Here is a 13311-nt window from a genome sequence, read left to right on the forward strand (position 1 = left end):
CATGAGAACGCTGCTGATTATTGATGCCGGACTCGGACAGGCTCGCGCCTACATGGCGAAAACCCTGCTGGGCGCGGCGGCGCAAAAAGCAAAGCTCGAACTGATTGATAACCCGAACGATGCGGAACTGGTGATTGTGCTGGGTTCTGCTCTTCCGGCGGACAGCGCGCTGGCCGGGAAGAAAGTGTATCTGGGCGATATCAATCGCGCAGTCGCGCACCCGGAACTGTTCCTGGGCGAAGCGAAAGGCCATGCGCTGCCTTACGAAGCGCCTGCCATTGCGGCTCCGACAACCTCCGGCGCGGTAAAACGCATCGTGGCGGTAACCGCGTGCCCGACCGGTGTCGCGCACACCTTTATGGCGGCAGAAGCGATTGAAACTGAAGCCAAAAAACGCGGTATGTGGGTGAAGGTTGAAACCCGTGGTTCCGTGGGCGCAGGCAATGCCATCACCCCGGAAGAAGTTGAGCAGGCCGATTTGGTTATCGTGGCGGCGGATATCGAAGTGGACCTGGCGAAGTTCGCCGGTAAACCGATGTATCGCACCTCGACCGGTCTGGCGCTGAAGAAAACGGCGCAGGAGTTTGATAAAGCTGTTGCCGAAGCGAAGCCGTATCAACCGACCGGTCAAACTCAGGCTGCGGCCAGCGCCAAGAAAGAGGGCGGCGGCGCTTATCGCCACCTGCTGACCGGCGTTTCTTACATGCTGCCGATGGTGGTGGCGGGCGGCCTGTGTATCGCGCTCTCCTTTGCCTTTGGTATCAAAGCGTTCGAAGTACCAGACACGCTGGCGGCTGCGCTGATGCAAATCGGCGGCGGTTCAGCCTTTGCCCTGATGGTTCCAGTGCTGGCGGGCTTCATTGCCTTCTCAATTGCTGACCGTCCTGGCCTGACGCCGGGTCTGATTGGCGGTATGTTAGCCGTGAGCACCGGGTCTGGCTTCATCGGCGGTATCATTGCAGGCTTCCTGGCCGGTTACGTGGCGAAAGCCATCAGCACGAAGCTGAAACTGCCGCCGAGCATGGAAGCGCTGAAACCGATTCTGATCATTCCATTGGTATCCAGCCTGATCGTCGGTCTGGCGATGATCTACCTGATTGGTAAACCGGTTGCCGGTATTCTGGCAGGCCTGACGCACTGGCTGCAAACCATGGGCACGGCGAATGCGGTCCTGCTGGGCGCAATCCTCGGCGGTATGATGTGTACCGACATGGGCGGCCCGGTGAACAAAGCGGCTTATGCGTTCGGCGTTGGTCTGCTCAGTACGCAAACCTACGCGCCGATGGCGGCAATTATGGCCGCAGGCATGGTGCCACCGCTGGCAATGGGCGTTGCCACGCTGGTTGCGCGTAACAAGTTTGATAAAGGACAGCGCGAAGGTGGTAAAGCGGCACTGGTGCTGGGTCTGTGCTTCATCTCTGAAGGGGCAATTCCTTTCGCGGCGCGTGACCCGATGCGTGTTTTGCCATGCTGTATCGTCGGCGGGGCAATCACCGGCGCTATCTCCATGGCGGTGGGCGCAAAACTGATGGCGCCGCACGGCGGTCTGTTTGTTCTGCTGATCCCTGGCGCAATCACTCCGGTTCTGGGTTATCTGCTGGCGATTGTGGCGGGTACGCTGGTGGCGGGCTTGTCCTACGCGGTGCTGAAACGCGCTGACGCGGAAGGGGTAGCGAAAGCGGCGTAAGGTTTTATCTTCTTGTTAAAAAGGGCGGAGATTATCTTCGCCCTTTTTCATGCCTCAAATATTTGTGTCCTTAATCCCACTTTTGTTACTGCAAAACGCATATTGCTAATATATTTGTGATTCACTTCATATCTCTTCCATAACGCTCCTGTCGATAGCTTTACTTTACATTCATACCTGGCCAGGATAAACACATGTTCAATAGTGAACATGTGTTTAATGAATGTGTTTTATGGCGTTAATAACGAACTCTGCATGAAAAGGACGAATATGTCCGGGGGCGTTCTATGCTTGAAGATAATTATATTGTTACGATTGGTTCTGCGAACATGGATGTCGCTGGATATTCGCAGAATCAATTGAATTATGCTGATTCAAATCCCGGAAAGATAAGGTTTACCCCGGGGGGCGTGGGTAGGAATATTGCCCATAATATTGCACTGCTCGGTAAAAGCTCCTGGCTTCTGACGGCTGTCGGTGATGATTTTTATGGCAAGTCTTTGCTTATGCAAACAGAATTATCAGGTGTGCATGTAGATAAATGCCTGAAAGTTTCTGATGAAAGTACCTCCAGTTATCTTTCTCTTCTCGATAATACCGGCGAAATGCTGGTTGCTATTAATGATATGAGCATCTCTGAATGCTTATCACCAGAATTTTTGGCGCACCATCGGGAATTTATTCGGGGGGCACGCGTCATCGTTGTTGATTGCAACATTAGCGAGGCGGCCCTGGCGTGGATAATGGAAAATCGAGGTGAAACGCCGATTTTTGTCGATCCGGTATCAGCGTGGAAGTGCGTGAAAATCCGTGACTGGCTCCCTCACATCCATACCTTAAAACCGAACCGACTTGAAGCGGAAACATTGAGTGGGATACCTCTTGTCTCACGCCAGGATGTCCCTGCTGTCGCGGCATGGTTCCACCAACAAGGCCTACAACGGCTGGTTCTGAGTATGGGGGGCGACGGCGTTTATTACAGTGATATGCAGGGTGAATCTGGCTGGTCATCACCTCTGAAAACGCAAGTCGTGAACGTTACGGGAGCCGGAGATGCCATGATGGCGGGGCTTGCTGCATGCTGGCACGAAGGCTTTTCATTACCTGAATCCGTTCGTTTTTCCCAAGGGTGTGCCTCAATGGCGCTCTCCTCTGAATATACCAATAACCCTGAATTGTCGTTTTCTAACGTATTAGCTTTAGTGGAGAAAAAAGAATGTCAGAATTAAATATTTCATCTGATTTATTACAGGTTTCACCGGAAGTTAAGCAAGCGCTTGCGGATAACAAACCGGTCGTGGCACTGGAATCGACGATTATTTCCCATGGAATGCCATTTCCACAAAATGCACAAACAGCCATTGAAGTGGAAGAGACAATCCGCAAACACGGTGCGGTTCCTGCCACTATTGCTATTATCGGCGGAGTCATGAAAGTTGGGCTTAGCCAGGAGGAAATTGAATTATTAGGTCGTGAAGGGCACAACGTAACCAAAGTAAGTCGCCGTGATTTACCCTTTGTTGTGGCCGCCGGAATAAATGGTGCGACCACCGTTGCGTCAACCATGATTATTGCCGCTCTCGCTGGTATTAAAGTTTTTGCCACAGGAGGGATAGGCGGTGTTCACCGTGGTGCCGAACATACCTTTGATATTTCTGCCGACTTACAGGAACTCGCCCATACCAATGTTGCGGTGGTTTGTGCCGGTGCGAAATCTATTCTTGATCTGGGCTTAACAACTGAGTATCTCGAAACATTTGGGGTACCGCTTATTGGCTATCAAACAAAAGCGTTACCCGCCTTTTTCTGTCGTACCAGCCCGTTCGAGGTGAGTATTCGTCTGGATACACCGGAGCAAATCGCACGAGCGATGGCCGTAAAATGGCAGTCCGGCCTGAACGGTGGTCTGGTAATCGCCAACCCTATCCCTCAGGCATATGCCATGCCAGAAGAGCAGATCAATTCGGCCATTGATCGCGCGGTGGCCGAGGCGGAACAGCAGGGCGTTGTCGGGAAAGAAAGCACGCCGTTCCTGCTGGCGCGCGTTGCTGAACTGACCGGCGGCGATAGTCTTAAATCCAACATTCAGCTGGTCTTTAATAACGCGATTCTGGCCTGCGAAATTGCCAAAGAGTATCAGCGTTTGCAGTAAATCAGCATCGGGCAGGAGGCTGTCGCCCGTCACTCTGTTTTTGAAAACCTGGCCTGTGCCAGGTTTTCTACCAGGTAAGGGTATTCATTATGGATATTATGAGAAGTGTTCTGGGAATGGCGGTACTCCTGATCATTGCGTTTTTACTCTCGGTGAATAAAAAACGGATTAGTCTGCGCACAGTGGGGGCGGCGCTGGCTTTGCAGATTGCCATCGGTGGCATCATGCTCTATTTCCCGCCAGGAAAATGGCTGGTAGAGCAGGCGGCAATGGGTGTTCATAAAGTGATGTCCTACAGCGATGCCGGGAGTGCATTTATTTTTGGCTCACTGGTTGGGCCCAAGATGGATGTGCTTTTTGATGGAGCCGGGTTTGTCTTTGCGTTCCGTGTTTTGCCCGCCATTATCTTTGTGACTGCGCTGATAAGCCTGCTTTACTACATCGGCGTAATGGGATTGCTGATCCGTATTCTTGGCGGTATTTTCCAGAAAGCACTGAATATCAGCAAAGTTGAATCTTTTGTCGCGGTAACAACGATTTTCCTCGGCCAGAATGAGATCCCGGCGATCGTGAAGCCGTTTATTGAGAAGTTGAACCGCAATGAACTGTTTACCGCTATCTGCAGCGGTATGGCCTCGATTGCCGGATCGATGTTGATCGGATACGCCGGAATGGGCGTGCCCATTGACTATCTTCTGGCTGCGTCATTAATGGCAATCCCCGGTGGCATACTGTTCGCCAGATTGATGAGCCCGGCGACGGAGGCGTCTCAGGTAACGTTCGAGAATCTTTCCTTTACCGAAACACCGCCAAAAAGCATTATTGAAGCGGCGGCGAGCGGGGCCATGACCGGGCTGAAGATTGCCGCCGGTGTGGCGACAGTCGTAATGGCGTTTGTGGCGATTATCGCGTTGCTGAACGGCATTATCGGGGGCGTTGGCAGTTGGTTTGGTTTTGATCATGCATCCCTTGAAGGGATTTTTGGCTATGTGCTGGCACCGCTGGCATGGATTATGGGTGTTGACTGGAGTGATGCTACGCTTGCAGGTAGCCTGATTGGGCAGAAACTGGCAATCAACGAGTTTGTCGCCTATCTGAGTTTTTCACCCTACTTACAGGCCGCCGGAACTCTGGACGTTAAAACTATTGCCATTATCTCGTTTGCCCTGTGTGGATTTGCCAACTTCGGTTCGATTGGCGTCGTTGTCGGGGCCTTTTCGGCAATTGCCCCGCAGCGGGCACCGGAAATCGCGCAGTTGGGCGTGAGAGCGCTCGCCGCGGCAACGCTTTCTAATCTGATGAGTGCGACCATTGCGGGTTTCTTTATTAGCCTTGGGTAATAAAAACTGTTAGCAGCGCACATTACTGTGCGCTGTTTTTTAGCAGATACCAGGCGTTGTCCACTGAGAGCGTTGGGTTGTTGATACTGATGCTGGCACGCGCTAAGGCCGCGCAGGCAACGGCAAATTGTGCGCCGTCCCTGAACTCGCTTCCGTCGAGGAAGCTATAAAGCAGCCCAGCCATCAGTGCATCATCAGCGCCAAAACTGTCCACCACCGGATGCGCAGGCGGCGTCAGCGCAAAGGCTTCACCCTCTTTTTCGCTACAAAAGACCGACTCGTCTTCCAGACATACGACGATGCGCTGTACGCCCTGAGCGTGCAAATCGTTAACAGCATAACGTAGCTGCTCATCATTATTGATAGCGTTCCCCCACAGGATCTCGAGTTCTCTGCGTGTCGGTTTTAACGTGTGAATACGGCCCAGCCAGCTTTTAACTTTTTCCGCTTTGAACTCTGAGACGGTATCAACAAATACCGGAATATTTCCGGCCAGCGTAAAGACCCACTCCAGCGCTTGTGGCGTTAGATTGCAGTCCACGAGGATCACCCCTGCATGTGTGAGCAGCTCCCGCGAGGCGTTGAGAAGTTGAGGAGTTAGCGCATCAAGTAAATGCGTGTCGTTGATGGCCAGGACCGTTTCATCCTGCGGATTGGCAATGGATAAATAGGTTGAGGTATTTTGCCCATGCAGGCGAATGCAGTTCTGGGTATTCACGCCGGCCTGACGCGTTTGCTCAAGCAACGTATCACCATAAAAATCGCTGCCCACCGCCGAGAGTAAATGAACATCCCGCCCCAGCAGTGCCATATTGTGGGCGATATTACGTGCCACACCTCCGGCAGAACAGCGAATATCGCCTGGCTGAGAGGCCGCTTGCGGATAATGGATATCAGCGACCCCGCGAATATCCATATTGATTGCGCCCAGCACGACGCAGTAATCCTGTTCAGTCAGGATGTAGCCTTTACCTTTGATTAACCCTTTGCGCGTGAGATCCATAATGTGCGCCGCGACGCGTGAACGACTCACCTGCAAAATGTCGGCGATTTCGTTTTGCTGAATAAGCGGGTTACGGCGCAGGATGTTGAGGATCTGCTTCTCCCTGTCAATCATGCTTACGCCACCTCTTCAGCAACCTGCTGCGCTTTCAGCCACGCAATCTCTTCCGCCCAGATATCCGGGTTTGTGGTTTCCAGAATCAGCGGAATACCGTCAAAACGGTTATCCTGCATAATCCAGCGGAAGGCGTTGTGGCCAATATTGCCCTCGCCGAGGCTGTTATGGCGGTCAACGCGGCTGCCGAAGGCGCTTTTCGCATCGTTGAGGTGCATCCCGCGCAGGTAGTTAAAGCCCACGATACGTTCAAATTCGGCAAAGGTTTTTGCACATTCGTCAGTGGTACGCAGATCGTAACCGGCGGCAAAGGCGTGGCAGGTATCAATGCAGACGCCGACGCGGGATTTATCTTCTACGCCGTCGATGATGGCTGCAAGATGTTCGAATTTAAAACCGAGATTACTGCCCTGACCGGCGGTGTTTTCAATCACGGCGGTCACGCCTTCGGTTTGCGCCAGCGCGATGTTGATGGATTCAGCGATACGCGCCAGACACTTATCTTCATCAATTTGCATCAGGTGGCTGCCCGGGTGGAAGTTCAGCAGCGTCAGGCCAAGCTGCTGGCAGCGGCTGAGCTCATCAATAAAGGCTTCGCGAGATTTTTCCAGCGCGTCTTCCACGGGATGACCAAGGTTAATCAGATAGCTGTCGTGGGGAAGGATCTGCGCGGCGGTGTAATGGTATTTTTCGCAGGCCGCTTTGAAATCATCAATCACTTCTGTGGTGAGGGGGGCGGCGCGCCACTGGCGCTGATTTTTGGTGAACAGGGCGAAAGCGGTCGCTTCTAATTCTGCTGCACGAATGGCGGCGTTGGCTACGCCGCCGGAGGCGCTCACGTGCGCTCCAATGTATTTCATAACGACTCCTGTTAAACCCGCCAGAGGAGGGGAAAGCAAACCGTAATCATAGCGGGTTAACAGGGAGAAGTCGTGATGGATTATGCCATCAGGGCGTGGACCGCAAGGTTAATTGCGCCACCGCCGACGATTAACCAGATGAACAGCACCAGCGCCATCAGCATCGGTTTTGCACCCGCTTTTTTCAGTGCGCTCACGTGGGTGGTTAAGCCCAGCGCCGCCATCGCCATCGCCAGCAATACCGTATCCAGCGTCACCAGCACATCCACTACGGCTTTCGGCAACAGGTGGAAGGAGTTGAAAATCGCGACCACAATGAACAGCACCGCAAACCAGGGGATAGTGATTTTGCTTTTCTGGCCGCTGCCCGCCGGCGCCAGCTGTTTTACGCGTGCTGCCAGGATAAGCAGGAACGGAGCCAGCATCATCACGCGCAGCATTTTCGAAATCACCGCCGCGTTTTCAGCTTCCGGGTTAATCGCATGACCCGCAGCAACCACCTGCGCCACTTCGTGCATGGTTGAACCAATATAGATGCCGTACGTTTCCGGGCTGAACCAGTGTGCCAGCAGCGGGTACATTGCCGGATAAAGGAAGATAGCCAGCGTACCGAAGATAACGACGGTCGCCACTGCCACGGTCACTTTACTCGCTTCTGCTTTTACTACCGGTTCCGTCGCCAGTACGGCCGCCGCGCCACAGATACTGCTACCCGCGCCAATCAGCCAACTGGTGTGTTTATCGAGACCAAACACTTTTTGACCCAACCAGCAGGCCAGTAAAAAGGTGCTGGTCAGGGTGAGGGCGTCCGTGGCAATCCCGCTGACGCCCACTTCAGCAATTTGCGAAAATGTCAGGCGGAAGCCATAAAGAATGATACCGAGCCGCAGCAGGTGCTGTTTGGCGAACAGGACGCCGCCGTCGCAGGGCTGCCAGATTTTAGGGTAAACCGTGTTACCGATGACCATCCCCAGCAGGATAGCCAGCGTTAATGCACTGAAGCCTGCGCCTGAAATAGCGGGAATGCTCCCGGCCCACAGTGCTGCCCCGGTGATGACCGCGCTGAGCGCCAGCCCGGGGAGATAATGTCTTACGGTACGATGAGGTTCGCGTAATGTGATTTCTGCCATAACCTTCTCCTTTGTCTGGGCAAAAGATTACGCCGTACTGGTTTAAAGATAAAATTGATTATATATTTATAATTAATCGTAATAACTGGTAAGCGCCGATTGAACAGGCAGGAAAGATATGCATATCACGCTGCGACAGCTTGAAGTGTTCGCGGAAGTACTCAAAAGCGGTTCCACCACCCAGGCCTCGCAGATGCTGGCGCTGTCGCAGTCTGCGGTCAGCGCGGCGTTAACCGATCTCGAAGGGCAACTCAGCGTGCAGCTTTTCGACCGCGTCGGTAAACGGTTGGTGGTAAACGAGCACGGGCGTTTGCTTTATCCGCGCGCGCTGGCATTGCTGGAGCAGGCTACCGAAATTGAGCAACTGTTCCGCGAAGATAACGGGGCAATCCGCGTCTACGCCAGTAGCACCATTGGTAACTATCTTTTGCCGGAAATGATCGGCCGCTATCGCCGGGATTTCCCTGATTTGCCGATTGAGCTTAGCGTCGGCAACAGTCAGGATGCCATTAATGCCGTGGCGGATTTTCGCGTCGATATCGGTTTTATCGAGGGGCCGTGTCATTCAGCGGATATCGTGGCGGAGCCCTGGCTGGAAGATGAGCTGGTGGTGTTTGCCGCACCGGATTCGCCACTACTGGAAGGGGAGGTGACTCTCGCCCGTCTGTCGGCACAGCCGTGGATTTTGCGCGAGAAAGGCTCCGGTACCCGCGAAATTGTCGATTATCTTCTGCTCTCGCATTTACCGCAGTTCCGCCTGGGAATGGAGCTTGGCAACTCCGAAGCCATTAAACATGCGGTGCGCCACGGGTTGGGTATCAGCTGTCTGTCACGCCGGGTGATTGCCGAACAACTGGAAAGCGGAAAGCTGGTGGAAGTGACGGTGCCGTTACCGGGGCTGAATCGCACGCTGTGGCGCATTCATCATCGGCAAAAGCATCTTTCTAATGCGTTACTGCGCTTTCTCTCGTACTGCACCATTTCATAGACTGTCGCCAGCTGGCGAGAAACTCGCCAGTAACAGCATGTGCTGCTTTACTTATAATTGGCCGTTCATCATGAAGGTCTCTTATAACTGCGCATTTCTGCCAGAAGACAGGCTTTTCGTCTGCTACAATCGCGCCTCAATTTTTGGATGGACAGTATTTTCAAATGGTTTCCGAAACTAAAACCACACAAGCGCCCGCGCTCCGTCGCGAACTCAAGGCGCGTCACCTGACGATGATCGCCATTGGCGGTTCAATCGGTACAGGTCTTTTTGTCGCATCAGGCGCAACCATTTCCGCAGCAGGCCCCGGCGGGGCGTTATTCTCATACATTCTGATTGGCCTGATGGTGTACTTCCTGATGACCAGTCTGGGCGAACTGGCGGCATATATGCCGGTTTCCGGTTCGTTCGCTACCTACGGCCAGAACTATGTCGAAGAAGGCTTCGGCTTCGCGCTGGGCTGGAACTACTGGTACAACTGGGCGGTGACTATCGCCGTTGACCTGGTGGCCGCACAGCTGGTGATGAGCTGGTGGTTCCCGGATACGCCGGGCTGGATCTGGAGCGCCCTGTTCCTGTGCGTCATTTTCCTGCTCAACTACATCTCCGTAAAAGGCTTCGGCGAAGCGGAATACTGGTTCTCTCTGATTAAAGTCGCCACCGTTATCATCTTCATCATTGTGGGCGTGATGATGATTGTCGGCATCTTCAAAGGCGTTGAGCCAGTAGGCTGGAGCAACTGGACAACCGGCGATGCGCCATTTGCCGGTGGCTTGTCGGCGATGATCGGCGTGGCAATGATTGTCGGCTTCTCCTTCCAGGGCACCGAGCTGATTGGTATCGCGGCGGGTGAGTCTGAAGATCCGGAGAAAAACATTCCGCGTGCGGTGCGTCAGGTGTTCTGGCGAATCCTGCTGTTCTATGTGTTCGCGATCCTGATTATCAGCCTGATTATTCCTTACACCGATCCGAGCCTGCTGCGTAACGATGTTAAAGACATCAGCGTTAGCCCGTTCACTCTGGTATTCCAGCATGCGGGTCTGCTTTCTGCGGCTGCGGTGATGAACGCCGTTATCCTGACGGCGGTACTGTCTGCGGGTAACTCCGGGATGTACGCATCAACGCGTATGCTTTATACCCTGGCGTGCGACGGTAAAGCGCCGCGCATCTTCTCTAAGTTGTCGAGAGGCGGAGTGCCGCGTAATGCGCTGTACGCGACCACGGTGATTGCGGGTCTGTGCTTCCTGACCTCTATGTTCGGTAACCAGACCGTTTATCTGTGGCTGCTGAATACCTCCGGGATGACGGGCTTCATCGCCTGGCTGGGGATTGCCATCAGTCACTATCGCTTCCGTCGCGGTTATGTGATGCAGGGGCACGATATTAACGATCTGCCGTACCGTTCCGGGTTCTTCCCGCTGGGGCCGATCTTCGCTTTCGTACTGTGCCTGATTATCACCCTGGGCCAGAACTATGAAGCGTTCCTGGCCGATACCATCGACTGGGGCGGCGTTGCAGCTACCTATATCGGTATCCCGCTGTTCCTGATTATCTGGTTCGGCTACAAGCTGAGCCGTGGAACACGCTTCGTTCGCTACAGCGAAATGCACTTCCCGGAGCGCTTTAAGAAATAATTAGCGCCGCTGTCTAAGAAGCCCTCTTCACGCAAAGAGGGCTTTTTTTTACCCTAAATTACATCCCGCCTAAGATTATTCCCGTATTGATAGAATTAAACGATTACATATTGACATAACTTTAAATAACTTAATTGATAATTGTTATCATTCTCTTTATCATCACCCGCGTTAATACTGGATGAAGCCACTCCCTCTCTTACGGTAAATCGTGACCGACAAGAGGCGACAGCCACATCTGCATAAAAAAATAAGCGCTGAAGGTCAGCAGCGTGAAGCAGTCAGTGTGAGCAATACCCTTTTGAAATAATTACGTATTCACCTCATGGAGATTTGGAATGTTCAGGTTAAACCCCTTCGTCCGGGGCGGGCTCTGCGTGTCCGCTTTGTCACTGGCGCTGCCGGTTACCGCCGCCACTGAAGGCGAACAAATGGTCGTCACCGCTGCTGCAACCGAGCAGAGCGTCAAAGATGCCCCCGCCAGTATCAGCGTGATCACTCAGGAAGATCTGCAACGCAAGCCGGTGCAAAACCTGAAAGATATCCTCAAGGAAGTGCCGGGCGTACAGCTCACCAATGAAGGCGATAACCGCCAGGGCGTGAGTATTCGCGGCCTCGACAGCAGCTACACCCTGATTCTTATCGATGGCAAACGCGTGAATTCGCGCAATGCCGTTTTCCGCCATAACGACTTCGATCTGAACTGGATCCCGGCAGATTCCATCGAGCGTATCGAAGTGGTGCGCGGGCCGATGTCTTCGCTCTACGGTTCCGATGCGCTGGGCGGCGTGGTGAATATCATCACCAAAAAAATTGGTCAGAAGTGGACGGGCAGCATCACGGCTGATACCACCATTCAGGAAAACCGCGATCGCGGCGATACTTACAACGGCCAGTTCTTTACCAGCGGCCCATTGGTGGATGGCGTACTGGGGGTGAAAGCCTTTGGTAGCCTCTCCAAACGTGAGAAAGATAAGCAGGAATCGTCCACCACCAGCGCCACCGGTGAAACGCCGCGTATCGAAGGTTTCACCAGCCGCGATGCCAACGTCGAATTTGCCTGGACACCCACGGATAATCAGGATATCACCGCCGGTTACGGTTTTGACCGTCAGGACAGAAATTCAGATTCGCTGGATCAGAACCGTCTTGAGCGTCAAAACTATTCCCTGAGTCATAACGGTCGTTGGGATGTCGGTAACAGCGAGCTGAAGTTCTACGGTGAAAAAGTCGATAACAAGAACCCCGGCAACAGCAGCCCGATCACCTCGGAAAGCAACACCATTGACGGTAAATATGTGCTGCCGGTAGGCGCTATCAACCAGTTGATCACGTTCGGTGGGGAATGGCGACACGACAAACTGAAAGATCCGGTTAACCTGACCGGCGGAACCAGCAGCGAAACGTCAGCCAGCCAGTACGCGCTGTTTATTGAAGATGAGTGGCGTATTTTGGAACCGCTGGCGCTGACCACCGGTATTCGTATGGACGATCACGAAACCTATGGCGATCACTGGAGCCCGCGTGCTTACCTCGTGTATAGCGCGACGGATACCATTACGGTGAAAGGCGGCTGGGCGACGGCCTTTAAAGCGCCATCATTGCTGCAATTGAGCCCGGACTGGACGACCAACTCCTGCCGTGGCGGCTGCCGTATCGTCGGCAGCCCTGACCTGAAACCCGAAACCAGCGAAAGCTGGGAAATCGGCCTCTACTATCAGGGTGAAGAGGGCTGGCTGGAAGGCGTGCAGGGTAGCGTGACCACCTTCCGCAACGATGTGGAAGATATGATCAACATTGCGCGTACTTCTGATGTCAGCGCAGCGCCTGGCTATTCCAACTTTGTCGGCTTTGATTCCAGCGGCAAGCCAATTTTCGCCTATTACAACGTGAATAAAGCACGAATTCAGGGTGTGGAAACCGAGCTGAAAGTCCCGTTTGGCGAGCAGTGGAAAGTGACGCTGAACTACACCTATAACGATGGTCGCGATCTCAGTAATGGCGGGAATAAACCGTTGCAGGAGCTGCCGTTCCATACGGCTAACGGTCGCGTAGACTGGACGCCGGTACAGGACTGGTCGTTCTATCTGGCGGCGCGTTACAACGGTGAACAGCGTGCGGTGAGCGCAACCTCGAAAACACCGGGCGGCTACACGACGTGGGACATGGGCGGCGCATGGCAGGCCACGCAAAACGTTAAGCTGCGTGCGGGTGTGCTGAACCTGGGGGATAAAGACCTGAGTCGTGATGACTACAGCTATAACGAAGATGGTCGTCGCTACTTTATGGCGGTGGATTACCGCTTCTGATGGTGCGGTAGCGGTAATGTCGGATGGCGGCTACGCCTTATCCGACCTACGGGTTATGTGTATTCGGGTAAATCCACCGACCGCACACACTCGT

At 53.6% G+C, this 13311-nt stretch carries 10 protein-coding genes; 7 read left to right on the forward strand and 3 right to left on the reverse strand.

Going from position 1 to position 13311, the window contains the following annotated elements; translation table 11 throughout:
- Window position 1: 1 nt before the first annotated feature.
- The 4 genes from fruA (at window position 2) to ACWWFX_RS01640 (ending at window position 5179) form a co-directional block, all read left to right on the forward strand.
- Complete coding sequence (fruA, locus tag ACWWFX_RS01625; protein WP_276219816.1) at window positions 2-1687, forward strand: PTS fructose transporter subunit IIBC; 1686 nt, start codon at window positions 2-4, stop codon at window positions 1685-1687.
- Window positions 1688-1974: 287 nt separating this feature from the next.
- Window positions 1975-2916, forward strand: a complete 942-nt coding sequence (locus ACWWFX_RS01630; protein ID WP_276219817.1) for a pseudouridine kinase — start codon at window positions 1975-1977, stop codon at window positions 2914-2916.
- The gene (locus ACWWFX_RS01635) at window positions 2904-3839 is read left to right on the forward strand and encodes a pseudouridine-5'-phosphate glycosidase (protein ID WP_473223040.1); all 936 of its coding nucleotides are present in this window, start codon (window positions 2904-2906) and stop codon (window positions 3837-3839) included. The genes ACWWFX_RS01630 and ACWWFX_RS01635 overlap by 13 nt, the downstream gene beginning before the upstream one ends.
- 89 nt (window positions 3840-3928) lie before the next feature.
- Window positions 3929-5179: a NupC/NupG family nucleoside CNT transporter gene (locus ACWWFX_RS01640; protein WP_276219819.1), complete on the forward strand. Its 1251-nt coding sequence runs from the start codon at window positions 3929-3931 to the stop codon at window positions 5177-5179.
- A 22-nt stretch (window positions 5180-5201) separates the two neighbouring features.
- Here the strand turns inward: ACWWFX_RS01640 and ACWWFX_RS01645 are convergent, their stop codons facing one another.
- From ACWWFX_RS01645 to ACWWFX_RS01655, 3 genes are all read right to left on the reverse strand, one after another.
- On the reverse strand, window positions 5202-6296 hold the full coding sequence (locus ACWWFX_RS01645) for a sugar kinase (RefSeq protein WP_473223041.1): 1095 nt from the start codon (window positions 6294-6296) through the stop codon (window positions 5202-5204).
- Window positions 6297-6298: 2 nt separating this feature from the next.
- Window positions 6299-7156: a deoxyribonuclease IV gene (gene nfo / locus ACWWFX_RS01650; RefSeq protein ID WP_473223042.1), complete on the reverse strand. Its 858-nt coding sequence runs from the start codon at window positions 7154-7156 to the stop codon at window positions 6299-6301.
- Between the two features lie 80 nt (window positions 7157-7236).
- Window positions 7237-8286: a YeiH family protein gene (locus ACWWFX_RS01655; protein ID WP_276219822.1), complete on the reverse strand. Its 1050-nt coding sequence runs from the start codon at window positions 8284-8286 to the stop codon at window positions 7237-7239.
- A gap of 118 nt (window positions 8287-8404) precedes the next feature.
- On the opposite strand from ACWWFX_RS01655, the gene yieE reads away from it, so the two are divergent.
- From yieE to cirA, 3 genes are all read left to right on the forward strand, one after another.
- Window positions 8405-9274 (forward strand): DNA-binding transcriptional regulator YeiE, encoded by an 870-nt coding sequence (yieE, locus tag ACWWFX_RS01660; protein ID WP_276219823.1) that lies wholly within the window; start codon window positions 8405-8407, stop codon window positions 9272-9274.
- A 164-nt stretch (window positions 9275-9438) separates the two neighbouring features.
- Window positions 9439-10908, forward strand: coding sequence for an amino acid permease (locus ACWWFX_RS01665; protein WP_473223043.1), 1470 nt, complete (start codon window positions 9439-9441; stop codon window positions 10906-10908).
- A gap of 338 nt (window positions 10909-11246) precedes the next feature.
- Window positions 11247-13217, forward strand: a complete 1971-nt coding sequence (cirA, locus tag ACWWFX_RS01670; RefSeq protein ID WP_473223044.1) for a catecholate siderophore receptor CirA — start codon at window positions 11247-11249, stop codon at window positions 13215-13217.
- Window positions 13218-13311 lie beyond the last annotated feature (94 nt).

The sequence above is a fragment of the Pseudocitrobacter sp. 2023LY-00077 genome, assembly GCF_055796175.1.

What these genes read in the sequence shown, in the direction of transcription:
- ACWWFX_RS01655 (WP_276219822.1), bottom strand. Translation starts at nt 8,286, where the DNA reads ATGGCAGAAATCACATTACGCGAACCTCATCGTACCGTAAGACATTAT.
- cirA (WP_473223044.1), top strand. Translation starts at nt 11,247, where the DNA reads ATGTTCAGGTTAAACCCCTTCGTCCGGGGCGGGCTCTGCGTGTCCGCT.
- ACWWFX_RS01640 (WP_276219819.1), top strand. Translation starts at nt 3,929, where the DNA reads ATGGATATTATGAGAAGTGTTCTGGGAATGGCGGTACTCCTGATCATT.
- ACWWFX_RS01645 (WP_473223041.1), bottom strand. Translation starts at nt 6,296, where the DNA reads ATGATTGACAGGGAGAAGCAGATCCTCAACATCCTGCGCCGTAACCCG.
- yieE (WP_276219823.1), top strand. Translation starts at nt 8,405, where the DNA reads ATGCATATCACGCTGCGACAGCTTGAAGTGTTCGCGGAAGTACTCAAA.
- nfo (WP_473223042.1), bottom strand. Translation starts at nt 7,156, where the DNA reads ATGAAATACATTGGAGCGCACGTGAGCGCCTCCGGCGGCGTAGCCAAC.
- ACWWFX_RS01630 (WP_276219817.1), top strand. Translation starts at nt 1,975, where the DNA reads ATGCTTGAAGATAATTATATTGTTACGATTGGTTCTGCGAACATGGAT.
- fruA (WP_276219816.1), top strand. Translation starts at nt 2, where the DNA reads ATGAGAACGCTGCTGATTATTGATGCCGGACTCGGACAGGCTCGCGCC.
- ACWWFX_RS01665 (WP_473223043.1), top strand. Translation starts at nt 9,439, where the DNA reads ATGGTTTCCGAAACTAAAACCACACAAGCGCCCGCGCTCCGTCGCGAA.
- ACWWFX_RS01635 (WP_473223040.1), top strand. Translation starts at nt 2,904, where the DNA reads ATGTCAGAATTAAATATTTCATCTGATTTATTACAGGTTTCACCGGAA.